The sequence below is a fragment of the Prosthecobacter sp. genome, assembly GCF_044226605.1.
Classification (GTDB): Bacteria; Verrucomicrobiota; Verrucomicrobiia; order Verrucomicrobiales; family Verrucomicrobiaceae; genus Prosthecobacter.
The window spans coordinates 137557-160708 of record NZ_JBGAGS010000016.1; the positions used below are offsets into that span (position 1 = coordinate 137557).

The 23152-nt window shown below is 60.7% G+C and carries 26 protein-coding genes; 15 read left to right on the forward strand and 11 right to left on the reverse strand.

From position 1 onward, the window contains the following. Nucleotides 1–25 precede the first annotated feature (25 nt). Nucleotides 26–1513: an RtcB family protein gene (locus ACILSO_RS22000; protein ID WP_395739615.1), complete on the forward strand. Its 1488-nt coding sequence runs from the start codon at nt 26–28 to the stop codon at nt 1511–1513. 93 nt (nt 1514–1606) lie between these two features. Continuing rightward, entirely contained in the window at nt 1607–2632 is a 1026-nt protein-coding gene (rtcA, locus tag ACILSO_RS22005; RefSeq protein WP_395739616.1) for an RNA 3'-terminal phosphate cyclase, read from the forward strand. A gap of 15 nt (nt 2633–2647) precedes the next feature. On the opposite strand, the gene ACILSO_RS22010 is transcribed toward rtcA, so the two are convergent. The 4 genes from ACILSO_RS22010 to ACILSO_RS22025 form a co-directional block, all read right to left on the reverse strand. After that, on the reverse strand, nt 2648–3724 hold the full coding sequence (locus ACILSO_RS22010; RefSeq protein ID WP_395739617.1) for a dipeptidase: 1077 nt from the start codon (nt 3722–3724) through the stop codon (nt 2648–2650). Nucleotides 3725–3841: 117 nt separating this feature from the next. Further along, nucleotides 3842–4525 carry a response regulator transcription factor gene (locus ACILSO_RS22015; RefSeq protein ID WP_395739618.1) on the reverse strand — a complete coding sequence of 228 codons (684 nt, stop codon included), beginning with the start codon at nt 4523–4525 and terminating at the stop codon, nt 3842–3844. Beyond that, the gene (locus ACILSO_RS22020; RefSeq protein WP_395739619.1) at nt 4522–6198 is read right to left on the reverse strand and encodes a sensor histidine kinase; all 1677 of its coding nucleotides are present in this window, start codon (nt 6196–6198) and stop codon (nt 4522–4524) included. Before ACILSO_RS22020 ends, ACILSO_RS22015 begins: the two co-directional genes overlap by 4 nt. 382 nt (nt 6199–6580) lie before the next feature. Further along, nucleotides 6581–7606: an aspartate-semialdehyde dehydrogenase gene (locus ACILSO_RS22025; RefSeq protein ID WP_395739620.1), complete on the reverse strand. Its 1026-nt coding sequence runs from the start codon at nt 7604–7606 to the stop codon at nt 6581–6583. A gap of 257 nt (nt 7607–7863) precedes the next feature. On the opposite strand from ACILSO_RS22025, the gene ACILSO_RS22030 reads away from it, so the two are divergent. From ACILSO_RS22030 to pncA, 12 genes are read left to right on the forward strand one after another with little or no spacing between them, the layout of a single operon-like run. Continuing rightward, on the forward strand, nt 7864–8559 hold the full coding sequence (locus ACILSO_RS22030) for an NUDIX hydrolase (RefSeq protein ID WP_395739621.1): 696 nt from the start codon (nt 7864–7866) through the stop codon (nt 8557–8559). Continuing rightward, nucleotides 8556–9386, forward strand: coding sequence for a TIGR02452 family protein (locus tag ACILSO_RS22035; RefSeq protein WP_395739622.1), 831 nt, complete (start codon nt 8556–8558; stop codon nt 9384–9386). Before ACILSO_RS22030 ends, ACILSO_RS22035 begins: the two co-directional genes overlap by 4 nt. Continuing rightward, entirely contained in the window at nt 9383–10396 is a 1014-nt protein-coding gene (locus tag ACILSO_RS22040) for a hypothetical protein (protein WP_395739623.1), read from the forward strand. The genes ACILSO_RS22035 and ACILSO_RS22040 overlap by 4 nt, the downstream gene beginning before the upstream one ends. 24 nt (nt 10397–10420) lie before the next feature. Further along, nucleotides 10421–11377: an ADP-ribosylglycohydrolase family protein gene (locus ACILSO_RS22045; RefSeq protein ID WP_395739624.1), complete on the forward strand. Its 957-nt coding sequence runs from the start codon at nt 10421–10423 to the stop codon at nt 11375–11377. Continuing rightward, nucleotides 11374–11919, forward strand: a complete 546-nt coding sequence (locus tag ACILSO_RS22050) for an RNA 2'-phosphotransferase (protein ID WP_395739625.1) — start codon at nt 11374–11376, stop codon at nt 11917–11919. The genes ACILSO_RS22045 and ACILSO_RS22050 overlap by 4 nt, the downstream gene beginning before the upstream one ends. Then, the gene (locus ACILSO_RS22055) at nt 11916–12434 is read left to right on the forward strand and encodes a macro domain-containing protein (protein WP_395739626.1); all 519 of its coding nucleotides are present in this window, start codon (nt 11916–11918) and stop codon (nt 12432–12434) included. The genes ACILSO_RS22050 and ACILSO_RS22055 overlap by 4 nt, the downstream gene beginning before the upstream one ends. Further along, nucleotides 12431–12946, forward strand: coding sequence for an O-acetyl-ADP-ribose deacetylase (locus ACILSO_RS22060; protein WP_395739627.1), 516 nt, complete (start codon nt 12431–12433; stop codon nt 12944–12946). Before ACILSO_RS22055 ends, ACILSO_RS22060 begins: the two co-directional genes overlap by 4 nt. Further along, nucleotides 12943–13290, forward strand: coding sequence for a hypothetical protein (locus ACILSO_RS22065; protein ID WP_395739628.1), 348 nt, complete (start codon nt 12943–12945; stop codon nt 13288–13290). The genes ACILSO_RS22060 and ACILSO_RS22065 overlap by 4 nt, the downstream gene beginning before the upstream one ends. Further along, the gene (locus ACILSO_RS22070) at nt 13287–14324 is read left to right on the forward strand and encodes an ADP-ribosylglycohydrolase family protein (protein WP_395739629.1); all 1038 of its coding nucleotides are present in this window, start codon (nt 13287–13289) and stop codon (nt 14322–14324) included. Before ACILSO_RS22065 ends, ACILSO_RS22070 begins: the two co-directional genes overlap by 4 nt. Before the next feature lie 7 nt (nt 14325–14331). Beyond that, nucleotides 14332–15771 (forward strand): nicotinate phosphoribosyltransferase, encoded by a 1440-nt coding sequence (locus ACILSO_RS22075; RefSeq protein WP_395739630.1) that lies wholly within the window; start codon nt 14332–14334, stop codon nt 15769–15771. After that, entirely contained in the window at nt 15768–16289 is a 522-nt protein-coding gene (locus tag ACILSO_RS22080) for an endonuclease V (protein ID WP_395739631.1), read from the forward strand. The genes ACILSO_RS22075 and ACILSO_RS22080 overlap by 4 nt, the downstream gene beginning before the upstream one ends. Then, the gene (gene pncA, locus ACILSO_RS22085) at nt 16286–16885 is read left to right on the forward strand and encodes a bifunctional nicotinamidase/pyrazinamidase (RefSeq protein WP_395739632.1); all 600 of its coding nucleotides are present in this window, start codon (nt 16286–16288) and stop codon (nt 16883–16885) included. The genes ACILSO_RS22080 and pncA overlap by 4 nt, the downstream gene beginning before the upstream one ends. 255 nt (nt 16886–17140) lie before the next feature. Here the strand turns inward: pncA and ACILSO_RS22090 are convergent, their stop codons facing one another. The 4 genes from ACILSO_RS22090 to ACILSO_RS22105 are packed head-to-tail and all read right to left on the reverse strand — an operon-like array spanning nt 17141 to nt 19403. Then, nucleotides 17141–17899 carry an SDR family oxidoreductase gene (locus ACILSO_RS22090; protein WP_395739633.1) on the reverse strand — a complete coding sequence of 253 codons (759 nt, stop codon included), beginning with the start codon at nt 17897–17899 and terminating at the stop codon, nt 17141–17143. Between the two features lie 53 nt (nt 17900–17952). Further along, nucleotides 17953–18396 (reverse strand): DUF5069 domain-containing protein, encoded by a 444-nt coding sequence (locus tag ACILSO_RS22095; RefSeq protein ID WP_395739634.1) that lies wholly within the window; start codon nt 18394–18396, stop codon nt 17953–17955. A gap of 49 nt (nt 18397–18445) precedes the next feature. Next, entirely contained in the window at nt 18446–18760 is a 315-nt protein-coding gene (gene trxA / locus ACILSO_RS22100) for a thioredoxin (RefSeq protein ID WP_395739635.1), read from the reverse strand. A gap of 55 nt (nt 18761–18815) precedes the next feature. Then, a complete protein-coding gene (locus ACILSO_RS22105; RefSeq protein WP_395739636.1) occupies nt 18816–19403 on the reverse strand; it encodes a TetR/AcrR family transcriptional regulator in 588 nt (195 codons plus the stop codon). Between the two features lie 110 nt (nt 19404–19513). Between ACILSO_RS22105 and ACILSO_RS22110 the strand changes: the two genes are divergently transcribed. Beyond that, nucleotides 19514–19978 carry a L,D-transpeptidase family protein gene (locus ACILSO_RS22110; protein WP_395739637.1) on the forward strand — a complete coding sequence of 155 codons (465 nt, stop codon included), beginning with the start codon at nt 19514–19516 and terminating at the stop codon, nt 19976–19978. 23 nt (nt 19979–20001) lie between these two features. On the opposite strand, the gene ACILSO_RS22115 is transcribed toward ACILSO_RS22110, so the two are convergent. Genes ACILSO_RS22115 through ACILSO_RS22125 form a run of 3 tightly spaced genes read right to left on the reverse strand, consistent with a single transcriptional unit; the run spans nt 20002 to nt 23104 of the window. Continuing rightward, nucleotides 20002–20880 (reverse strand): alpha/beta hydrolase, encoded by an 879-nt coding sequence (locus ACILSO_RS22115; protein ID WP_395739638.1) that lies wholly within the window; start codon nt 20878–20880, stop codon nt 20002–20004. Nucleotides 20881–20939: 59 nt separating this feature from the next. Beyond that, entirely contained in the window at nt 20940–22307 is a 1368-nt protein-coding gene (locus tag ACILSO_RS22120) for a sulfatase-like hydrolase/transferase (RefSeq protein WP_395739639.1), read from the reverse strand. 32 nt (nt 22308–22339) lie between these two features. Then, nucleotides 22340–23104 (reverse strand): lysophospholipid acyltransferase family protein, encoded by a 765-nt coding sequence (locus tag ACILSO_RS22125; RefSeq protein WP_395739640.1) that lies wholly within the window; start codon nt 23102–23104, stop codon nt 22340–22342. Between the last annotated feature and the right edge of the window lie 48 nt (nt 23105–23152).

A 23152-nucleotide genomic window follows, 5' to 3' on the forward strand; every position in this document is an offset into this window, starting at 1 on the left:
CCCCCCTTCTTAGCCATTTCCAACCATGACATCTCCATTCCACATTACCAACGAAGCCGAAGCCTTCCTGCCTGCGCGTAACAATGCCGGTAAACCGATCACTGTGATCGGGACGGAGGCCATCCGTTCCGGCTTCGACCAGACCTGCATCGACCAGGCGCTGAACTCGCGTTCTGCTCCGGGCGTGACCGATCTCGTGCTCAATCCTGACGCGCATGCCGGTTACGGTGCGCCGGTGGGTTGCGTGATGGTTTCGCCAACGCACATCTATCCAGGCCCGGTGGGCGTGGATATCAAATGCTCCATGTCGCTGCTGCAGATGAACATTCCTGCCGATGCGATCGTGGACAAATCCATCCGCCGTCGTCTCATCGACGCCATCGTGGAGCGTACGCCTACGGGTGCCGGCCGCGGTCAGCGCGAGGCTAAAAAATCCCGCCGCGTGTCCGAGGCTCTCGGTGTGCAGGTGTGCGCCGAAGGTGCGAGCAAGAGCGTGTGTGAAGCACTCGGTATCCCACCTGAGTGGGCGCAGCGCTGCGAAGACAGCGCGCACTCCGGCCACGACGGAACTGTTTCCGCGTTGCATGAGCGCCTGGACAAGATGCGTGCCTTCAATGGCTTCCCATCCTTTGAAAACAAGATGACCCAGCTCGGCTCCTACGGGGGTGGAAACCACTTCGGTGAGTGCGAGGTGGTGCAGCTTGCCGATGATCCGGCGATGCGTCAGACGGCCGAAGTTTTCGGCCTGCAGGACAACCATGTCGCTTTCCTCAGCCACTGCGGGTCTCGCGGGTTTGGGAACATCCTGGCGCAGCGCCAGTTCAAGGCGCTGGAAGGTTTCTTCCGCACCTGGGGGCTGTCGTTCCCAGCCGAAGACAAGCAGCTCGTGTATGCCCCGCTCGGTACGCCTGAGGCGGACGCTTATCTCGATGACATGGCGCTCGGGGCGAACTTCGCCACCGTGAACCACATGCTCATCAATGCGCTCGTGCTTGAAGCCTTCCAGGAAGTGCTGCCAGGGGCGAAAGGCCAGCTCGTGTACTTCATCAGCCACAATATTGCGCGTCAGGAGGTGGTGGACAATCAGCTCTCCTGGGTGCACCGCAAAGGCGCCACGCGCGCCTTCCCAGGTGGCCACCACTCGCTCAAAGACACGCCGTTTGCCGCAACCGGTCACCCGATCCTGCTGCCAGGAAATCCGCGCGATGGCTCGGTGGTGATGGTGGCGAAACCCGATGCCGTGAAAAGCTGCTACAGCGTGAACCACGGCGCCGGCCGCTGCATGGGCCGCAAGGCCGCTGCGCGCACGCTCGATCAAAAGAGCGTGGACGCCGACTTCGACACCCACGACATTCTCTTCAACTCCCGCCAGTACCCGATCGACGAAGCTCCAAACGCCTACAAGGATTTCAAAGAAGTCCTCCGCAGCGTCGAGTCCGCCGGCCTGGCCCAGCAGGTATGCAAACTGAAGGCTCGCTTCGTGATCAAAGACGCGGCGGAGGCGGATGATTGAGTCTTATTGCATGCCCCATGAAGTACATGAGGCATGCGACTCATGGCTTCTTCATCACCCGGTTAACAACCACATAATTTTTGTCTCTTCGTTGTGAAATCCTCTTCCATTCTCCAAATCTCCGGCGAGTCCGGCGGCGGGCAGCTTCTGCGTTCCTCGCTCTCCCTTTCTCTGGCCACCGGCCAGCCGTTTCGAATGACAAACATTCGCGGCAAGCGGGAGAAGCCGGGCCTCATGCGCCAGCACCTCACCTGCGTGAAAGCGGCGGCGGAAGTGTGCGATGCCTGCGTCGATGGCGCGGAGCTGGGTTCTTTGGAACTCGTCTTCCGCCCCGGGAAAGTCGTGGGTGGAGACTACAGCTTTGCCATCGGCTCAGGTGGCAGCACCACGCTGGTGCTGCAGACCTTGCTGCCCGCGCTGCTGCATGCGGAGAAGTCCAGCACGGTGCGCATCGAAGGCGCCACGCACAACCCCATGGCTCCACCCTTTGATTTCATCGAGCATTGCTACCTGCCGGTCATTCAGAACATGGGCGTGAAGGCCTCCACCACGCTGGAGCGTCATGGCTTCATGCAGGCAGGCGGTGGCGTGATCACGGCGGAAATTCATCCAGTCAAAAAATGGAAGAAGCTCAAGCTCATCGAGCGTGGCGAGTCTGTGGGAACCTTTGGCCGCGTCCTGCATGCACATCTGCATCGCGACATCGCCGATCGTGAGATCGCCACGGCATCCCATCTCCTGGAATGGCCCGCCGATCAGATCGAACTGCGCTATGCCACTGACAGCGCCGGTCCTGGCAATACCATCCTGCTTGGCGCACGGTTTGCCAATGTGTGCGAGATCAGCACCGGCATTGCCCAAATGGGCAAGTCGTCTGAAGCCGTGGCCACCGGCGCGGCGAAAGGCCTGCGCTCCTATCTGGCCTCCTCCGCACCCGTGGGGGTGCATCTGGCGGATCAGCTTCTCCTGCCCATGGCTCTGGCTGGCAGCGGTGTCTTTCACACGCTGGCGCTCAGCAATCACATCCGCACCAACATGGCGCTGATCGAGCAGTTCCTTCCCGTGAAGTTCACGGTGGAGGAGTTGGAGGGCGGCGTGAAGAAAATTCAGTGCGGCTAAGTCTGCCGCGCCGCATCACTCCGCCCATGCCTCACGCAGCAGGCGCAGGTAGTTGCCGCTCATGATGTTGGCGATGTCCTGTTCCTTGTAGCCGCGCTTTTGCAGCATGGCCGGGATGCGCGCCAGATCAGCGATGGTGTCCAAATCCTCCGGTGTCTGCTCGATGCCGTAGCCACCATCCAGATCGGTGCCGATGCCACTGTGCAAAGAATTGCCCGCCAGCTGGCAGACATGATCAATGTGATCACAGATCACCTCCAGCTTCAGCCCCACTTCCTGCGGCGTGGTTTTGCCACGCACCCAGCCAGGGACCATCATCCACGCATCCAGCGCTGCACCCATGACGCCACCGCGTGCAATGAGCGCCTTGATCTGGTCATCGGAAAACTGGCGCGGATCTGGCACAAGCGCCCGGCAGTTGCTGTGGCTGGCCCACACCGTACCCTGATGAATTTCCAGCGCCTGCCAGAAGCACTCGTCGCTGAGGTGCGTCACATCCAAAATCATGCCCAGGCGGTCCATCTCCTGGATCAGCTCTTTGCCGCCGGAGGGCAGGGGACCCACCTTGTCATGACCGAGCGCATAGCGGCACACACCGTAGTGCGCAGGCCCCATGGCGCGAAGTCCCTGCTCCCAAGCTTTCTCCAGATGGCCCACCGTGCGAATGGAGTCCGCGCCTTCCAGGCTGAGGATGTAGCCAATGGCCTTCTTCTCGTCGGGAATGGAGGTGTCATTCCATAGTGCCACCATCTCGTCCAGCTCACGCACATTTCTGATTTGGCGCATCTCCCCCAGTTCCTCCATGGCGCGATACCACGATAGCTGCCCCTGCGTCTCCGCCCAGGCCTGCTCGGGCGACATCCAGCCCGCGATGGGAGACGGCCCCGGCATGCAGCCCGCGAGCTGGGTGGCCACGCAGATGCCAACTCTTCCGCGCCGCATGTCAGGAAAGGTCGTTGTCCCGCCCGCGCGTCCTTTTCCCGTCATCCCCGCTTCACGGCGGCGGATCTCATGTGCAGACAGGCGCAGGTCGCGATTGAACCCGCCAAGGGCGTTGAGACTGAGATCGAGGTGGGCGTCGAAAGTAAGCATGAGAAGGAATGACGGGTGATGAAGCCGAGTGATAACGAGACAAGCGACCGCCGCCAGCCCGAAGGGTGGGCAAGGCAAATCAACGGAAGCGTCATTCTACGCAGCCTAATGCACCTGTCATTCAAACCGATAGCCCGCTCCGTGCACCGTGCGGATGATTCGCGGCTGCGCCGGGTCTTTTTCGATGCGTTTGCGCAGCTGCGAAATGTGCTGGTCCAGCGCGCGGCTTTCCGGGAAATAGTCCACGCCCCAGACTTCGTCCGCGAGCGTGTTGCGGTCGATCACCTTCCCGCGGCGCTCATACAGCAGCCGCAGCACCTTCACGTCGCGCGGGCTGAGCGCCAGCTCCACCTTGTCGCGGTAGGCGCGCAGTTCCGTCGGCACGATCCGCAGATCATCCATCGTGAAATCGTCATCCGTCCTGCCACCGCCACGAGAGGCCGTGCGACGCAGGATGGCCCGGATGCGCGCGATGATCTCCTTCACGCCGAAAGGTTTCGTCATGTAATCATCCGCGCCCAGTTCCAGACCCAGCACGGTGTCGATTTCCTCGGCCTTCGCGGTCAGAAAGAGGATGGGCACCTTCTCATCCTGGCGGCGGATCTGCTTGCAGACCTCGTAGCCGTTCAGGCCGGGCATCATCACATCCAGGCACACAAAGTCCGGATTTTCGGCACGGAAGAAATCCACCGCCTGCAGCCCGTCGCTGGCGGGGATGACTTCGTAGCCTTCCATGGTGAGCACTTCACGCAGGGCATCGCGTGTGTGGTCGTCGTCTTCGGCGATGAGTATTTTGGTCATGACTGGTTGGGGAGGGTGAGAATGAATCGTGCGCCTTCGCGGTAATTGGGGCAGACCGTGAGCGAGCCGCGGTGCAATTGTGCCAGTTCGCGGGAGATGGTCAATCCTATGCCGGTGCCGCTCACTCCTTCGGCCAGGTCGGAGCGCAGCCGTTCAAATGGCTCGAAGACCGTGCGCCGTTTGCCGGATGGAATGCCGGGGCCGTGGTCCTCCACGATGATGCGCGTATTCCGCTCGTCGTGCTCCGTGTGAATGCCGATCCATTTTCCGGCATTGGCATATTTGTCCACGTTGGAAATCAGATTGCCCAGGACCTGCTCGATGGCATCCGGGTCCGCATGAATGGTCGCCGGACCGTTCAGCGAGGTCATGATCTCAAAGCCTTTGTTTTCCAGCAGCGGCTTCCAGAATTCCACAATGCGGGACACCGTTTGATCCAGCGCCAGCTCCTTCGGCTGGATGGTCAGCTTGTCACGCTGCTGGCGTGCGTAGTTCAGCACGTTTTGGATCAGGCGGTCCAGCCGGCATGTCTCCGCCTCCACCACTCCCAGCTGTCGTTTGGCGATGCTGTCGCCCTGCGACTCCGCGCGGTGCGCTGCCATTTCGGCATACAGGCGGATGTTCGTCAGCGGCGTCTTCAGCTCGTGGGAGATCTGGTTCACAAACGTCACCCGCTGCTGCGCCACGCGGATCTCGCTGGCGCTTTCATGGAAGTACAGCCAGCCCACCACAAACACGAGCACAATGCCTGAGCTCACCCCCAGCAGGATGGGAAACAGGTACGGTTTTGGGAACTCCTCATTCGCCGGCGTATAGGCCATCTCCCACTGGGAAAGCGGCTCCGAGCAGGCCCGGTGAGCTGCAGGTGGTCCTTCGGAGCCGGGCAGCCTCTTGCCCCATTCGTGCAGAGGGATGCCCTTGACCGTTGTCAGCATCATCCGGCCGGGGGGAATGGCCAGCCCCGGCTGCGGCAGGCGCTGAAAAAGCGAGGTCATGAGCATCTTCGGGTTCATCAGGGCGCAGCTCAGACTCCCATCGGCAAACCGGTGCCAGTACATGAAGACGGAGTCCCCCACATGCCATCCGCTCCACATCATCGGCTCGCCAGATTCCACCGGACGGTCGTCAATGTGGTAGCCAAACATTTTCAAATAGGTCATCCACGCGGAGGCGCGCTGCCTTGCCCCGGAAATGCCGGAGATATTCGCCCGCTGAAACGGCGGCCCGCCATCCTCCAGTGCCGAGACAAATTGAGGCATGCTGTCCGGATTTCGCGTGGACTCCAGGATGGCCTGGATGCGCTCGTCGGCTTTAAAAATCGGACCCGGCTGGTAGCCGGCCTTGCCTTCAAAGGTTTCGATCGCCTTTCCCTCACCCTCTCCAGCCACCGACCACGTCTGGGCGATCCATGGGTGAGTTGCCAGCCTCTGCGACATCAGGCGCGCCGAGCCGATGCTCTGCGCCCCCCACGCATCCAGCCGGTCCGTCAGCTGTCGCATGTCATGCAGCAGGTGCTGGTCAGCCGAGCTAAGTCTTTCAGCCAGAATGGCCTGCATGGAGGCGTCCGTGCGTTTTTCGGCATCGCGGATCAGGTACGTTCCGAGCCACGCCAGCAGGGCCAGTGGCAAAATCACCAGAATGATGAACAGGATCGTGGAGCGGCGTTGAAGCATGCGAGAGACGTATAATTTAGCCTCATGCTTTATCCGGTCATCTAAAATTTATAAAAACCATAAAAAGAACCGGGGCGGACTTTGAGGTCCGCCCCGGTAACTTGTAGGTGTCTCCAACAGCCAGAAGGATAGCCACACTTGAGAAATGGGTGATCTTTTGAGCCTGCGGCCACTGCCGCCTTCCCTTTGATCTGCGGATAGTTTCTCACAGGCCAGGAAGAATGAGTCAGCCACTTGTGAGCAGGTTGTAAGAAAGTTGTAAGTCGTGCTTTTTCCGCAGGTTTCCGCGCGCTCATCGGCAAGTCCCGCAGCCAAACTGCAAAAAAGGCGGGGCCAGATAGTGGCCCCGCCTTCCTGAAAATCCTTCCTTTCGCCAGCCTGCTTACAGCAGACACTCGGCAATCTGCACGGCATTCAGCGCCGCACCTTTCAGCAGCTGGTCGCCCACCACCCAGAAGCACAGACCGTTGTCCAGCGCGCAGTCCAGGCGCAGGCGGCCCACGGCGCAGTTGTCTCGGCCGGCGATGTCGAGCGCCAGCGGATACTGCTTGGCGGCAGGATCATCCAGCACATCCAGGCCCGGGGCCTTGCTCAGAATTTCGCGTGCGGCTTCCACCGTCACGGGCTTTTCAAATTCCGCGCTGATGGCGATGCTGTGCGCACGGAAGACCGGGATGCGCACGCAGGTCACGGACGCACGGAACTTGTCATGGTGCATGATCTTGCGGCCTTCGTTTTCCATCTTCATTTCTTCCTTCGTGTAGCCAGACTCGAGGAAGGAATCCACATGCGGGATCGCATTGAAGGCGATCTGGTGCGGGTAAACGTGCGGCTTGCTGTCCAGCTTAGCGGCATCCCAGGCGCGGTTTTCACTCGCCCACTCACGGGACTGGTTCGCCAGTTCTTCGATGGCCTGCGCTCCGGTGCCGGACACCGCCTGGTAGCTGGAGGCAAAGATGCGCTTCACGCCAAACGCCTGGTGCAGGGGATATAGCGCCATCAGCGAGATCGCCGTCGTGCAGTTCGGATTGGCAATGATGCCCTTGTGGCTCTTCACGTCTGCCGCATTGATCTCCGGCACCACCAGCGGGACATTCGGGTCCTGACGGAAGAAGGAGGAATTGTCCACCACCACCGCACCGGCCGTCACCGCATGCGGGGCAAAGTCACGCGAGATGCCGCCACCCGCGCTGAACAGCGCGATGTCGATGCCTTGGAAAGAATCCGGAGTCAGCTCCTGAATGGTGATGTCTGCGCCCTTGAACTTCAGCTTCTTACCGGCGCTGCGTGCGGAGGCAAGGAGGGTCAGCTTGCCTACGGGAAACTTGCGCTCTTCCAGGCAGCGGATCATCTCCGCGCCCACAGCGCCTGTGGCTCCGACGATGGCGACATTTTTCAGGGTGCTCATGGTATTCTGACGGTTCTAACGATGGGGTTGGTTCAAGGGGGCCGCGATACTACCCCCTCCCAGCGGGTATGCAAGGACGGGGTGGGTCTGGCAGGGGAGGGCGGAAAAGCTTCTTCCTCCTCCCGGATCGGTCGCTTCGTCCTCTTCCTCATACTCCTGCTCCCGGAATGCGCACCTTGACCCCTTGCTGATATCCTCGCTCCGCCTCTCCAAACTCCGCTCTTGACTTAGTGTGCAAATTACACATTACTTCGTGTGTGAAACACACTTACGAATATCCAAGGGCCGCCCTCACCGTGGACTGCGTCGTTTTCGGCTTTGATGGCGGCGAATCAGCGCTCCAGGTCCTGCTTATCCGCCGCGGCATCGCTCCTTTCAAAGATCACTGGGCGCTTCCCGGCGGATTCGTTCGTGTGGAGGAGACCCTGGACGAGGCCGCACGCCGTGAGCTGGCGGAGGAGACGAACCTCACCACCATCTTTCTCGAGCAGCTTTACACCTTTGGCACCGTCGATCGCGATCCCCGCGAGCGTGTCGTCAGCGTCGCCTACTACGCACTGACAAAACCCGCGGACCATACGACCGCCGCTTCCACAGACGCTGCCGAGGCCCGCTGGTTCCCGGTGTCCGACGTCCCACCCCTCGCCTTCGACCACGCCGAGATCTTTGCCACCGCTCTCGCCCGCCTCCGCGCCAAGCTCACCTACCAGCCCATCGGCTTCGAGCTTCTGCCTCCCAAGTTCACGCTCACCCAGCTCCAGCGCCTCTACGAAAGCGTTCTCGGCACCAGCATCGACAAACGCAACTTCCGCAAAAAAGTACTCAGCTTCGACCTCCTCATCCCCCTCAAAGAGCAGCACCGCGAAGGAGCCCACCGCCCGGCTCAGCTCTTCCGTTTTGATCCCGTGAAATACGAGCGGCTGAAAAAGAAAGGATTCCTTTTCGAGATATGAAACGCACCACCCGCCAGGTGCTCGCCCGGCAAACCGTCGCCATTGTTCAAGACGGCCACTACATCGCCTCTTCAGGCTGCCGCATCGACATCGCCTCCGCGGTCGCTGCTGCCAAAGCCGGCACCCGGATTTACGATGCCCCTCTTCCAGCCATCCATGCTCTTCAGAGTGACCAGCCCAATGCACGTCTCACCGTCACCAGCGAGAGCACCTTCGCTGCCTTGCATCGCCTCAAGCAGGCGGGGCATGCCCGCATCGGCTGCCTCAATTTCGCCTCCGCCAAAAATCCCGGCGGCGGCTTCCTCAATGGAGCCGAGGCCCAGGAGGAGGCCCTTTCACGCTCCAGCGCGCTCTATGACTGCCTGCTCTGCGCGCCGACATACTACGATCGCAATCGCAGCCACCACTCTTGCCTCTATCTCGATCTCATCATCGCTTCTCCCCAGGTTCCGTTCTTTCGCGATGACGGCGGCGAGCTGCTCGAAGAGCCCATGCTTGCCACCGTCATTACTGCACCCGCACCGAACGCTGGTGCCGTCTCTCGCAATGAGCCAGATCGCATCCTGGAGGTTGAGCCCACCCTGCGTCGGCGTGCCACCCAGGTGCTGCATGTCGCCGTGGATAGCGGGATCGAATGTCTCGTTCTCGGTGCCTGGGGCTGCGGTGTCTTTCGCAACGACCCACGTCTCGTCGCCCGCACGTTTGCCATGCTCCTCCAGCCCGGAGGCGCATTCGCCACCCAGTTCAAAGAAGTGGTCTTCGCCATCTTCGATCCCTCCGGCACCGGACCCAATCTCCACGCCTTCAAAGACCAGTTTTCATCATGACTCCCCTGCTCCAGCAGCAGCTCGACTTCGATCTCGCCCGGCTCACCATCGACTTCCCGCCCGTCTGGCGCCATCCGCACAAGCAGGCCATCCATGACCGCGTCCGTCGCGAAGGTGGTCCGCTCACAGGAACCCTGCGCTATACCCGCTGGCAGATGGCCCCGCTCCCGCAGGAGATGAACCTGCATGCCTGCGAGGTCCGCGCGGAAGCCGGCTTCTTCACCTACACCGAATCAAATCCCGGTATCTGGCACATGAACTTCGCCGATCCCCGTTTGTTCGCCGCCTATGGCTCGCCCCTCATGGCGCAGGACGAGTGGCAGGTGCTTGAGCATCCCGCACTCGCTTCGTTGCGCGAGGCCATGCTCCGCCATGAGCCTCCTGCTCTGACACGAGAGAACGGCATCAGCACCCCCGTGCTCATTGTCAATGCCCCCCGCCAATGCTGCATCGATCTGTCCGGTAGTGCCACCTCCGCACGCCCGTGGTGGAGCAGATTTCTCAGTTCAGCCACGCCGCAGCCGCTTTATGGAAATGCCTTCGCCTCTGCCACACAGGATGCTGTGCTTCATGCCACCACCGTTTTAAATCCTCCCATCCCCTCCCACATCATTGCCCTCGCCGCGCCCACTGGCACAGGCGTTTACACGCCGCGGCAGATCACCGACATTCTACAGACCGCCTTCAGCGGTTTCAGCGCCGCAGTCATTGAGTCCGCTCGCCACGGAGTACCCTCCGCCCAGATCACCATCCACACTGGCTGGTGGGGCTGCGGCGCCTTCGGCGGCAATCGCACCCTCATGGCCCTTCTCCAGACCCTCGCTGCAAAAATGGCTGCCGTCGGCCGTCTGGTTTTCCACATTGGCGGTGAGAGAGAGCGCTGCCATTTCACGGATGCCCTCTCATTCCTCGACCTCGTCACCGCTCAAGGAACCACCAGCGGCATTCCCGCCATCATCTCAGAAATCGAAGCCCTCAATTTCCACTGGGGCCAAAGCGACGGGAATTGAACCAACCCTCTCACAAATTCACCTATGACTCTGCTCACTCCACATCAACGCATCCTCGGCGGCCTCCACGGCTCCCTCGTTGGAGACGCCCTCGGCGTGCCCGTGGAGTTCGCTCCGCGAGAAATGCGCAGGAAGGATCCCGTGCTTGGCATGCGCGGCCAGGGTGTTCACGGTCAGCCCGCAGGCACCTGGAGCGACGATGGTTCGTTGCTGCTCTGCTCTGCCGAAAGCCTCGCTGAAAATGGCTTTGATCCGCAGGACATGGGCGAGCGCTTCCTGCAGTGGTTCGAGCATGGGCACTGGGCTGCTCATGGACTCGTCTTCGACATCGGCATTGCCACCCGGCGTGCTTTGCTCCGCATCCGGCAGGGCATTCCCGCCTTGCAGGCTGGAGGCCGCGATCAATATGACAACGGCAACGGCTCCCTAATGCGCATCCTGCCCGTGGTGCTCGCCAGCCTCCCTCAGGACGAAAGCACCTTCATCACCCGCATCTCGCAGGCCTCGGCCATCACGCATGGACACACCCGCTCGCAAATGGCCTGCGTCTTCCACGGCCTCGTTGTTAGAGAACTCATGCAAGATGCGGCTCCGCACGATGCCCTTCAAAAAACACAGCAGACCTTCCAGCGTCTTTACCCAGACTCCCCTGAACTCGCTGCCTTCCGTGGCTTGCTGCATAGCGACCTCGCTTCCCTGCCAGAAATTCATGTCCATTCCGGCGGCTACGTCATGGAGACGCTCACCGCCTCCCTCTGGTGCCTGCTCACCACCGACAATTTCTCCGACTGCGTCCTCAAAGCCGTGAACCTCGGCGATGACACCGACACCACCGGCTGCGTCGCCGGTGGATTGGCCGGCGTGCTCTACGGCTTCGACGCCATCCCTGCCGAATGGCGCATGACACTCCCGCGCCAGCAAGAGCTGCGCGAACTCTTCGCCAGATTTGAGCAAAAACATTTCACATCCAGATTTCAATGACTCCCGCACAAACAGTCAGCACCAGCAAGTTCCTCAGTCTGGTCCTGCGGCATCAGCCCCAATCCGCCCACATCACCCTCGACTCCGCAGGCTGGGTCGGTGTCGATGACCTCCTCGCCGGCTGCGCCAAAGCGCACCAAACCATGAGCCGTGCCGATCTCGATCACATCGTCGCCACCAATCCCAAAAAGCGTTTCGAGTACAGTGCCGATGGCACCCGCATTCGCGCCAGTCAGGGGCACTCGGTTCCGGTGGAGTTAAACTACGAGGCCAAAGTGCCGCCCGCACTCCTCTTTCACGGTGCCGCCAGGCAGTTCCTTGACGCCATTCGTGCGGAAGGCCTTCTCAAGATGAAACGTCATCACGTGCATCTCTCGGTCGATACCAAGATGACTTTGGAAGTCGGCGCACGTCGTGGCAAGCCCGTCCTCCTCACCATCCTCGCTGCTGAAATGCATCAGGCGGGTCACCTCTTTTACCTTAGCACCAACAACGTCTGGCTCGTCGATCACGTGCCACCGCAGTTCATTCGTTTCCCATGAGCGAACTCATTCCCATTCGCTGCGTTGTGGGCGATGCCACCCTGCCTGCCACCACCGGTCTGGCCATCATCGCGCACATCTGCAATGACATCGGCGGCTGGGGCGCGGGCTTTGTCCTCGCGCTGTCAAAGCGCTGGAAGCAGCCCGAGTTGCAATACCGCCAGTGGCACAAAGAGGGCGTATCATGCACGCCCCCGTTTGCCCTCGGCGAAGTCCAGTTTGTTCGCGTGAGCGAAACGATCACCGTCGCAAACATGATCGGCCAGCACGGCATTCGCGCCACTGCCAAGCTCCCTCCCATACGTTACGAAGCCGTCGATCAAGCATTGTCCCGTGTGGGCGATGAGGCATTGCAAACAGGCGCCAGCGTCCACATGCCACGCATCGGCTGCGGTCTGGCAGGAGGCGCTTGGGTTCGCATCGAGCCTCTCATCCTCTCCCGTCTCAGCAACCGCGGCATTGCCGCCATTGTTTACGACTTCGGATCACCACCACAAGAAATTTCAAAACCATGAATCCAATCATCTCCGTTCTTCAGGCCGACATCACCACCCTCGATGTGGATGCCATCGTCAATGCCGCCAACTCCTCCCTTCTCGGGGGTGGTGGCGTCGACGGCGCCATTCATCACGCCGCGGGAAAAGACCTCCTGACCGAATGCCGCACGCTCAATGGCTGCCACACCGGCGAGGCCAAAATCACAAAAGGCTACAATCTCAAAGCGCGCCACATCATCCACACCGTCGGCCCCGTTTGGAACGGTGGTGAAAATGGCGAGCATGAAAAGCTGCGCTCCTGCTATGCAAATTCGCTTCGCATCGCCGCGGAGCATCACCTCGTCAGCATTGCCTTTCCCTGCATCTCCACCGGCGTCTACCACTTCCCGCCGGACCAGGCCGCACAGATCGCTGTGGAGACAGTCCGCGAGTTCCTCGGCACGCCCTCGTCCCTGAAGCAGGTCATCTTCTGCTGCTTCGCGGCGGCAGATCGGCAGCGCTACGAAGCTCTGCTTCAGCCACAGCCATGAGCACCACCACTCTCTACCGCCCCGTCGGCCCAAAGGAACTGAAGCTGATCGAAGACTCCGGCTGGAAAGCCTTTCCGCCGCGACTCCCCGATCAGCCCATCTTTTACCCCGTCATGAATGAGGACTACGCCATCCAGATCGCCCGCGACTGGAACGTGCCCGCCTCAGGCTCGGGCTTCGTCACCCGTTTTGATGTGGACACTGAATACCTGAGCCGCTTCTCAGAGCAGGTCGTCGGCGCCGCCGTGCATCGGGAGCTCTGGGTCCCTGCCGAGGAGCTTGAAGAGTTCAATCATCACATCGTCGGTCAGATCACGGTCACTCAGAAATTCGGCACCTCATGAGCGCCCCTCGCCATCATGCTTCCATCCTCGGCTGCCTGCTCGGGACCGCGGTGGGAGATTCCCTCGGTCTTCCTGCCGAGGGCTTGTCACGCAGGCGCGTTGCCGCGATGAAGCTCGGCGATGGGCATCGCTTCCTTTTCGGCCGCGGCATGTGCAGCGACGACACCGAGCACACCCTCATGCTGGCCGCCGCTCTCGTCGAGCATGGAGACGATCCCCTGGCCATGCAGCAGGCCTTGAGCTGGAAGCTGCGCTGGTGGCTGCTGGCCTTGCCGGCCGGAGTCGGACTCAGCACCGCCCGGGCCATCCTAAAAATGTGGACCGGCTTTCCGGCTTCAAAGGCAGGGGTGCATTCGGCCAGCAATGGTGCCGCCATGCGCAGCGCCATCATCGGCGTGGTGTTTGCCGATGATGAAATCAAACGCCACGCGTTTGCCCTCGCCGCCTGCCGCCTCACTCACACAGACACGCGTGCCTATGAGTCAGCCGTTCTTGTCGCCGAAGCCGCATGCCTCGCTGCACGCCACATCCCAACGCAGGATGTGCTCCCCATTTTGGAAAACCTCATCTTCAGCGCCGAAATGAAAACACGCTTTGCTGTCCTGAAGACCGCATTGGTCGCTGACAAAAGCGTGCCCGATTACGCCGCAGAAATCGGCTGCGACCATGGCGTGAGCGGCTTCGCTCCCAGCACCGTCGCGGTGTCTCTGTATGCCTGGCTGCGGCATCGTGGCGACTTCAGTTCCGCCGTACGCTCCGTCATCCTTTGCGGTGGAGACACCGACACCGTGGCAGCCATCACCGGGGCTGTCTGCGGTGCTGAAACGGGCGAAGCGGGCATCCCTCGCGAATGGATCAATGGCATTTTCGAATGGCCCCGCTCGGTCGGCTACATTCGGCATATGGCCGATGCACTGGCCGCAGACAGCCGCCAGAGCCCCGGATTTTTCTGGCCCGCCATTCTTCTGCGAAACCTCTTCTTTCTTGTCATCGTCATCCTTCACGGCTTCCGTCGCCTGCTGCCTCCTTATTAATCCATCCATGACCACCAGCCCTCTCCTCACCGATCTCTACCAGCTCACCATGGCCGCCGGATACTGGAAATGCGGCAAGGCCGAGCAGCAGGCCGTGTTCCATCTGTTCTTTCGCAAGCTGCCCTTCTCCGGTGGCTACGCCATCGCCGCTGGCTTGGGCGATGTGGTGACGTGGTTGAAAAACTTCCGCTTCAGCACGGCGGAGATCGAATACCTCGCCACGCTCCCGGGGCGTGACGGCAAGCCCCTCTTTGAACGCGGCTTCCTCGACTACCTCGCCGCTCTCGAATGGACCTGCGATGTGGACGCCATCCCCGAGGGCACCGTCGTCTTCCCTCACGAGCCTCTTCTTCGCATCAAAGGCCCGCTCATTCAGGCACAGCTCGTCGAAACGGCCCTGCTGAACATGATCAATTTCCAAACCCTCATCGCCACCAAGTCCGCCCGCGTCTGTCTCGCCGCACAGGGGGAGGCCGTGCTGGAGTTCGGCCTGCGTCGCGCCCAGGGGCCGGATGGCGCCATCATGGCCAGCCGCGCCGCCTTCATCGGCGGCTGTTCTTCCACTTCAAACGTGCTCGCCGGAATGACCCACGGCATTCCCGTGCGCGGCACTCATGCCCATTCGTGGGTCATGTCCTTCGATACCGAACTGGAGGCCTTTGAGTGCTACGCCAATGCGCTGCCCAACAACTGCGTCTTCCTCGTGGACACCTACGACACCCTCGAAGGCGTGCGCCACGCCGTGGAGGTGGGCAGACGCCTTCGCGAACGTGGTCACGACCTTGCAGGCATCCGCCTCGATTCAGGCGACCTTGCCTGGCTTAGCATCGAAGCCCGCCGCATCCTCGATGAAGGCGGATTTACCAACGCATTCATCGTTGCCAGCAACGACCTCGACGAAAACCTCATCGAAAGCCTCAAGCATCAGGGCGCAAAGATCAGCGTGTGGGGTGTCGGCACTCAGATGGTCACCGGCGGCTCGCAGCCCGCTCTCGGCGGCGTGTACAAACTCGGCGCCATCCGCAACGAACACGGCGCCTGGGAGCCCAAGATCAAGCTCAGCGAGCAGGCCGTCAAAGTCAGCAATCCCGGCATCCAGCAGGTGCGCCGCTTCATTCTGGATGGGGAATTTCGCGGCGATGCCATCTACGATGAAGAACACGGCTGCCCAGAGCAGGTGGAGATCGTGCATCCCACCGATGTCTCACGCCACATGCACCCTCCGGAAGGCTCCTCGCACGAGGACCTGTTGCAGCCCGTTTTCAGGGCGGGAACGCTGGTGGCCGCGCTGCCCGGCCTCCCCGAGATCCAAAGCCGCTGCCGCGAGCAGCTCGCTCACCTGAATGCCACGGTGAAGCGCCTCCAGCATCCACATGCTTACCCGGCAGGTGTGGAAAAAACACTGCATGAGCAAAAGCTGCAGCTCATTCAAAAAGCCAGATCGTGAGCACCACTCCATCCATGATCGCTGCCGTGGACGTGTGCTACCACGAGCACGGAGCCACCTCCGCCGCCGTGGTGTTTGCAGATTGGGCGGATGAGCAGGCGTCGGCGCAGCACCTCTGCCACATTCCCGAGGTGGCGGAGTATCAGCCCGGCCAGTTCTACCGTCGGGAACTGCCTTGCGTGCTCGCCGTTTTAAAACTTCTGCCCCAGACTCCCTTCGTCATCGTGATCGACGGCCATGTCTGGCTGCGCCCCGACGAGCCCGGCCTCGGCTGGCATCTTTATGAGGCCACCGGCATTCCCGTCATCGGCGTGGCAAAAACTTCCTTCGATCAGTCTCCTCACGCCGCCCACGTGTTTCGCGGTGAAAGCCTGAAGCCTCTCTTCGTCACCTCCATCGGCATTGCTCAAGACGTCGCTGCACAACACATCGAGTCCATGCACGGTCCGTTCCGCCTCCCCACCTTGCTCAAGCTCGTGGATCATCTCTGCCGCAGCAGCAGCCTCGCCCCCACATGAAAACTCTCCTCCTCATCGACATCCAAAACGACTTCATGCCCGGCGGCGCTCTCGCCGTATCAGGCGGCGATGAAATCATTCCGCTCGTGAATGATCTCATGCCCCAGTTCGAACTCATCGTCGCCACCCAGGACTGGCATCCTGCCGATCACGGCAGCTTCGCCGCCAGTCACCCCGGCAAAAACATCTTTGATCAGATCACTCTCGATGGCCTGCCTCAGACCCTCTGGCCCGTGCACTGCGTGCAAAACACCGGCGGCGCCCTCTTTGCCCCCGGCCTCGACACACGCCGCATCTCCCGCGTTTTCACCAAGGGCATGAATCCCCTCATCGACAGCTACAGCGGCCTCCACGACAACGGCCATCGCGCCTCCACCGGCATGGGGATATGGCTGCGCGCTCAGGGCGTCAGCGAACTCAGCATCGCCGGTGTCGCCACGGACTACTGCGTCAAATTCACCGTGCTCGATGCCCTGGCCGAAGGCTTCAAAGTCAATGTTCTCAGCTCAGCCTGCCGCGGCGTCAATTTGCACCCCGGAGATGTGGACAGCGCGCTCGCTGAAATGCAGGCGGCGGGTGCCGTCCTCCAGGTCTAAAGCCCTTGGTTCCTGGTGTCTTCTGGACAAACGGTCCCCAAAATACCGCTCGGCCACAAAGCGAATCCCCTCTTCCCATCGATGATATGACATTGCTCAAGGCCTCCTCTGGGGAGAGGTAAGGGTGAGGGGAAATCCAGGGTATTTTTCCTTCAACAGCCAAATACTGGTGCACATCCAGCATAAAAAAACACAGCCATCACCAAGGATGGCTGTGAAATTTTTTCTGCGGTTTAAAGAGTTAATCCCAGCAAATCACTGCGCCAGGAACCCACCATCCACATTCAGCGAAGCACCCGTGATGAACGAGGCCGCATCGCTGGCCAGAAACAGCACCGGATTGGCGATCTCTTCCGGACGTCCTCCTCGGCCAACGGGATGCAGGGAGCGCATGTAGTTGGCCGCCTCTTCACTGCCACCGGTGAAGCGCTCAAACATGTCGGTCTCGATCACAGCGGGGGCCACGGCGTTCACGCGTATTCCCTGCTTGGCGTATTCAAGAGCGGTGGCTTTTGTCAGTCCCTCCACCGCATGCTTGCTCGCCACATACACACTGGCTCCGGCTATGCCCACATGCCCGGCGGCGCTGCTTGTGTTGATGATCACACCGCCGCCCTGTTTCAGCATCACGGGAATCTCATGTTTCATCGAGGTGATCACACCCCACACATTGATGTCAAAGGTGCGCCGATAGTCCGCTTCGTTCACGTCCACGACTGGGCCGGTCAGTTCCACGCCCGCATTGTTAAAAGCCACGTCGAGGCGGCCGTAGGTTTCCACCGTCTTCGCCACCAGGGCCTCAACGTCAGCCTCTACGGCCACGTCCGCTTTCACAAACGTCGCCTCGCCACCCGCGCTTTTGATTTCCGCCACCACCGCCTGCCCTTCAGCTTCACGGCGGCCGCTGATGACGACTTTCGCTCCCGCCTTGCCAAAAGCGAGTGCAGTGACTTTGCCAATGCCGCTGGTGGCACCGGTGACGAGGACAACTTTGTTTTCGAATGAGGTTTTCATGGAGATGAGATCTTGAGTTGATTGAATGGATTGAGAGAGTGATTGAGATGGGATTAAGCTTTGCCGCCGAAGGAGACGTAGTCGTCGAAGTCGAGAAAGTCGAACCACGTGCCGATGTCTTCACGCGCTTCGCCGCCTGACTTGGCGATCTGGGCGCTGATGTACTCGCGGCTTTCGTTGTCCGCAGGAACCGCGCTTTCGCGGAACCGGCTCCATTGCTCCACTTCATAATCGCTTCGTTTGTACAGAGCGCTTTTCTCGATCCAGGAGAACATGTCGGCATCCCCCAGGCCTTTGGCCGCCTCGGCTTTCAGCGCTTCGGCGTCAATGCCGGTGAACTTGAGAAAGCGCTGATCCAGCGGGCAGTTGTAATGGTACTCGCCGTTTTTGCCGGCGATTTCAGCGCGGCATTTGTCGAGCAGGCGTGGCAGCAGCACATAGCCGCCGAGGCGGACGCGCGGGCTGCGTGGGGGACGTTGGGTGAGGTCGATGGACATGAGTGTGGTGGTTTATGGTTTGTCTTGTGATCGGGAAGGGAAGGGGGGATCAGGCGGTCAGTGCGGCTTCGAGAAAGCCCTTGCTTTTCACACCGGTGATCGTGTTCACCGGCTGGCCGTTTTTGAAGACGATCAGCGTGGGAATGGCGCGGATGCCGAAACGCTCCTGCAGGTCCGGGTAGGTGTCGATGTCCACCTTGGCAATCGTGGCCCGTCCTTCCTGCTCCGTGGCGAGTTGGTCGAGAATGGGAGACATCATTTTGCAGGGGCCGCACCACTCCGCCCAGAAGTCCACGAGGACGGGCTTGTCGGTGTTGGCCAGGGCGGCATCAAAGGTTTCAGTGGTTAGGGCAATGGGTTTCATAGGATGTTAGGGTTAAAAAATAGACTGGTCGGTTTAGTTGCTGGAAAAATAAAAATCACGGTGTCAGCAGTTCACGGATGAACTTCAGCGCCTCACGCGGCGGAGCGGCATCCCGGCAGATGGCGGAGCGTTGCATGGCTCCGTTCCACAGGTCGTGGATGATTCCTGCCGCTTCGGCGGGCTGCACACTTTTAGCGATCTTCTTCTTCTCAATGCCTTCCTGCAGCACCTGCTCCAGAATGGCGATCGCATCACGATTTCCAGCCGCGAGCACCTCGCGCATGGCTTCGCTCATGTCCGTCACTTCAGCCGCCAGCTTGAGCACCAGGCACGGGCATTTTCCCTTGGTCTCCATCACACGGCAGATGGTGCCCTCGCAGAAGCTCAGCAGCCGGCGCAGCGGATCCGGCTCAGGCGTCGGGGACAGCAGCATCTCCTTTTTATAGGCCGTGGCATCCGCCACATAGTGCTTCAGCATCTCCACGCCGAATTGCTCCTTGGACTTGAAGTGGTGGTAAAAAGACCCCTTCGGCACCTTCACCGCTTCCAGGATTTCCGTCAGCCCGACCGAGTGAAAGCTCTTCTCGAGCATCAGCCCTTCGGCTGCGTCGAGAATGCGTTCTTTGGTCGATCGGTCGCTCATGATACGCAAACCATTAGACCGAATGGTCTAATCCGTCAATCGCCTTTTTGATTTTTCCCAAAACACATGCGCAAAGGTCGCCGTTGATCAATCTTTCCACCCTACTCAGCATGAAACTCATCTCCCCCAGCCTGGAAGTCAGCATTGGCACTCAGCGCCTGCGCTTGTTTGATGGCAGACGCCTCGTGCGCGAGTGGCCCTGCAGCACCTCCAAATTTGGAATCGGCTTTACTGAAGGCAGCAACAAAACTCCGCTGGGTCGTTTCGTCGTGAAGGAAAAGCATGGCGATGAAGCAGAAAGCGGCACCATCTTCAAATCGCGGCAGCCCGTCGGCCATTGGTCCCGCGGCATGGAGACTCAGTCAGACCTCGTCCTCAGCCGCATCCTCTGGCTGCACGGCACTGAGCCGCGCAATGCCAACACCTACCAGCGCTACATCTACATCCACGGCACCAATGACGAAGGCAGCATTGGCCGCCCTTCAAGCCACGGCTGCATACGCCTGCGCAATCGTGCGGTGATCGATCTCTTTGATCTCGTTCCTGAAGGAACGCCCGTGTGGATCGAGGAGTAAATGCCGCTCCCGGCGGCCCCTCTTCACGGCAGCAGCCCCAGGGACTTCAGAAACACATCCGTCTTTTGCAGGGTGTCATCGTGCAGTGCTTTGCTGCGCATGAGATATCCATGCGCGCCGCCTTCATTCGTGTCGAGTTCGCAGCGGTTGCCCGCCTTGACCATCGCCTCCTGAAAGGCCTTGGCTCCCGCATACGGCGTCACGGTGTCTCCCGTTCCATGGAAGATAATCGTGGGCGGCACGCCCGGGTGCACGTGATGCAAGGGGGACAGTTCCTCCCAGCGTTCGCCGATTTTTTCATTGCCGTAGCCTTCCTTGGAAGTGTCGATCACGGGGAAAAGCAGCACCAGGGCGTTCGGCGTGGCCGGGACTTTGAGGTCATCGCCATCCTCATTCACGTTGTCAAACAGGGCCGTGGCTGCCGCAAGATGGCCTCCGGCCGAGCCGCCGCTCACAATCAGTTTTTGCGGATCAATGCCCAGCTCCGTGGCATGGCTGCGGATGTAGCGCACCGCTGAGCGGGCATCCTTCACGCAGTCAAAGACCGTGACACCCGTCTTCTTGCTGTGCAGCCGGTACTGCATGCTGATCCCCACCATCCCCAGCTTCGCATAGTGCGCTGCAAACGAGTACATCCGTGGAGGGGCGCCGCCAGTCCACCCGCCGCCATGAATGATGAGAAAGCAGGCGCGGCTGTCGCCCGCCTTGAGGCCCTCGGGTTCAAACACATGCATTTGCAGCTCCTGCTCCCCCACCTTCTTGTACGTCACCACCCGCGTGGGCTTGTGCACCGCTGCCAGCTTGTCCACAGCGTCAGGCGCCTTTGGCTTGGCGGCAGGAGCGGGATTCTGTGCTTGTACGGTCGAAAGGGCGAAGACGAGTGCCAGCGAGAGGTGTTTCATGCGAGATGCCATGAACGGTCGCTCCTGCGCAGCCTTTCATCCGCAAGGCTGCAGCTTCTCTACAAGTCTGGGTCGCCGTTTTGCTCCCGCCAGTTGCGCAGTCTGGCGGCGAGCTCGTCTTTTCTCTCCCGCTGCGCCGGGTCCGCGCTCAGGTCCCGCATCTCATCCGGATCATTCTGCAAATCAAACAGCTGCTCCCTCCCAGCCTTCGGGTACAGTACGTACTTCCAGCGCTCGTCGCAGATCATCCGCTGTGTATCCGTAAACGCCCCCGTCACAAACTCATGCACCCGCTCCGTCTCACGCCGAAGCAGAGGCACGAGGCTCTTAGACTCCACCGTCGCCGGCGTCGCCACACCCGCCAGATCACACAGCGTCGGAAACAGATCGCTCAGGTTCACCAGCGCCGCGCTGCGTTCGTTCTTCGGCAGCCCCGGCGCGCAGATGATCAGCGGGCTGCGGATGCTGTGCTCGTATTCATTCTGCTTCCCCAGCAGTCCATGGCTCCCCAGTGCCAGACCTTGGTCGCTGGTAAAAAGGATGATCGTCTCGTCCCTCGCAGGCAGTGCTTCCAGGATGCGCCCCAGCTGCTCATCCAGATCCGTGATCATGGCATAATATATCGCCAGTTCCTCCCGCACCTCGTTCTCCACCCGCGGCGTCCTCAGCAGCAGTTCATCCCGCCCGTCGATGTTCCCATGGTCAAACGGATGCCTCGGCGCGAAGTTCGCCGGCAGCTTCATCTTGGTGGCCTCATACCGGTCCTTCATCCCCGCTGGCCACTGGCGCGGATCATGCGGAAAGGCGAAGTTCACATGCAGAAAGAACGGCCGGTCCTTCGGCGCACTCAGTATCGCGTGAATCGCTCCCTCCGCCACGTTCCGGCTGTTGTCAGGCTGCAGTCCCACGCCCTTGTCCAGTTCAGCCTTGTTGCTTTCGTCTTTGAAAGTCCATCCGCGATACCCCGTCAGCGGCCTCCCTCGCTCATCCATCTCCGGCTGCGTCACGCCCTTGCCCCCCCCGCTCGAATACAGCCCGCTCGTCGTCGTGTATCCACGCTGTTTCGGATGTCCGTCATTGTGCCACTTGCCGGTGTAGCACGTATGGTAGCCTGCCTTCTGCAGCGTGCCCCCCAGCGTCGCCAGCTTCGGATCGATCGCCCCTTCCGGATACTTCGGCAGCGCCTTGAAAGCCGCGTTCCCCGTCAGGATCTGCGCACGGCTCACATGGCAGATCGGATACCCCGCATACGCCCGCGAAAAAGAGGTGCCGCATGCCACCAGCCGGTCGAGATTTGGCGTCTCGATCACCGCGTTCCCCAGCGCATGCACCGTGTCCGGCCGCTGATCATCGGCCACAATGAGAAGTATGTTGGGCGCAGCCTCAAGTCCGGCGGCGCAGATCAAAAAGAAAAGCAGCAGACGCATTCGCATCAAAACGTCGGCCATCGCCTCTCCCATCACCTTTTCTCCCCGCCACCCAGCGCCGCCACGTACACCTCCCGCAGCCGCTTGGTAAATTCCGCCGCGCTTTCATCCGGCGGACTCGCGATCGGTTCCCCCAGCGTGATCCGCATGCGAATCTTCTTGTCCGGCAGATGCCACAGCGGCCAGCCTTTGCAGAGGTAGTCGCTGTTTGTTTCGATGAACACCGGCCACACGGGCGCGCACGACTGTGTGGCGATGATGCCCAGCCCGCCTTGCAGCGTGTTGATGCAGTCCTCCTGTTTGCGCGTGCGCGTTCCTTCCGGGAAAAACAGCAGCCTGTCTCCCTGCCGCAGCGCCTCGATGGACTGCTGCAGCATCTTGTGCGCTGGCTTGTTCGGGATGAAGCCCGCCAGCTTCGAGCCCCCTCTTAGAAAAGGGTTGTGCATCAGCGACGCCTTTAAAATGCAGCGCAGCCCGTGCACCTTGGACAGGATGAACACCGCATCCCACAGTGCCGGGTGGTTCGGCGCGATGATCAATCCTCCTTTGACATCGTTCAGCGCTTCAAAGCCCACGTACTCACACTCATACACCCCGCACATCCGCAAAAAGCCCAGGAAGATCCGGAAGGCCACGCTCAGCAGCCATTGCCCCAGCGCGCGGGAGTTTTCCACCGGCAGCAGCGGCACCAGCACCGCTCCGCCTATCACAAACAACAGCCCGCCCACGGCCCAGTACGCCATGCTCAGCACCAGCACCACCCCCAGCCACATCTGCATCAGCACACGCCACAGCATCGGCGCTGGCGCGCATCTTGGCGATTGCTCTGTGAGTGAATCGTGAAT

Bases quoted from the DNA above. Each gene is read 5' to 3' on its own strand.
- ACILSO_RS22000 (WP_395739615.1), top strand. From the start codon at position 26: ATGACATCTCCATTCCACATTACCAACGAAGCCGAAGCCTTCCTGCCT.
- ACILSO_RS22010 (WP_395739617.1), bottom strand. From the start codon at position 3,724: ATGCTTACTTTCGACGCCCACCTCGATCTCAGTCTCAACGCCCTTGGC.
- ACILSO_RS22015 (WP_395739618.1), bottom strand. From the start codon at position 4,525: ATGACCAAAATACTCATCGCCGAAGACGACGACCACACACGCGATGCC.
- ACILSO_RS22020 (WP_395739619.1), bottom strand. From the start codon at position 6,198: ATGCTTCAACGCCGCTCCACGATCCTGTTCATCATTCTGGTGATTTTG.
- ACILSO_RS22025 (WP_395739620.1), bottom strand. From the start codon at position 7,606: ATGAGCACCCTGAAAAATGTCGCCATCGTCGGAGCCACAGGCGCTGTG.
- ACILSO_RS22035 (WP_395739622.1), top strand. From the start codon at position 8,556: ATGAAACGCACCACCCGCCAGGTGCTCGCCCGGCAAACCGTCGCCATT.
- ACILSO_RS22040 (WP_395739623.1), top strand. From the start codon at position 9,383: ATGACTCCCCTGCTCCAGCAGCAGCTCGACTTCGATCTCGCCCGGCTC.
- ACILSO_RS22045 (WP_395739624.1), top strand. From the start codon at position 10,421: ATGACTCTGCTCACTCCACATCAACGCATCCTCGGCGGCCTCCACGGC.
- ACILSO_RS22050 (WP_395739625.1), top strand. From the start codon at position 11,374: ATGACTCCCGCACAAACAGTCAGCACCAGCAAGTTCCTCAGTCTGGTC.
- ACILSO_RS22055 (WP_395739626.1), top strand. From the start codon at position 11,916: ATGAGCGAACTCATTCCCATTCGCTGCGTTGTGGGCGATGCCACCCTG.
- ACILSO_RS22060 (WP_395739627.1), top strand. From the start codon at position 12,431: ATGAATCCAATCATCTCCGTTCTTCAGGCCGACATCACCACCCTCGAT.
- ACILSO_RS22065 (WP_395739628.1), top strand. From the start codon at position 12,943: ATGAGCACCACCACTCTCTACCGCCCCGTCGGCCCAAAGGAACTGAAG.
- ACILSO_RS22070 (WP_395739629.1), top strand. From the start codon at position 13,287: ATGAGCGCCCCTCGCCATCATGCTTCCATCCTCGGCTGCCTGCTCGGG.
- ACILSO_RS22075 (WP_395739630.1), top strand. From the start codon at position 14,332: ATGACCACCAGCCCTCTCCTCACCGATCTCTACCAGCTCACCATGGCC.
- pncA (WP_395739632.1), top strand. From the start codon at position 16,286: ATGAAAACTCTCCTCCTCATCGACATCCAAAACGACTTCATGCCCGGC.
- ACILSO_RS22090 (WP_395739633.1), bottom strand. From the start codon at position 17,899: ATGAAAACCTCATTCGAAAACAAAGTTGTCCTCGTCACCGGTGCCACC.
- ACILSO_RS22095 (WP_395739634.1), bottom strand. From the start codon at position 18,396: ATGTCCATCGACCTCACCCAACGTCCCCCACGCAGCCCGCGCGTCCGC.
- trxA (WP_395739635.1), bottom strand. From the start codon at position 18,760: ATGAAACCCATTGCCCTAACCACTGAAACCTTTGATGCCGCCCTGGCC.
- ACILSO_RS22105 (WP_395739636.1), bottom strand. From the start codon at position 19,403: ATGAGCGACCGATCGACCAAAGAACGCATTCTCGACGCAGCCGAAGGG.
- ACILSO_RS22110 (WP_395739637.1), top strand. From the start codon at position 19,514: ATGAAACTCATCTCCCCCAGCCTGGAAGTCAGCATTGGCACTCAGCGC.
- ACILSO_RS22115 (WP_395739638.1), bottom strand. From the start codon at position 20,880: ATGAAACACCTCTCGCTGGCACTCGTCTTCGCCCTTTCGACCGTACAA.
- ACILSO_RS22120 (WP_395739639.1), bottom strand. From the start codon at position 22,307: ATGCGTCTGCTGCTTTTCTTTTTGATCTGCGCCGCCGGACTTGAGGCT.
- ACILSO_RS22125 (WP_395739640.1), bottom strand. From the start codon at position 23,104: ATGCTGTGGCGTGTGCTGATGCAGATGTGGCTGGGGGTGGTGCTGGTG.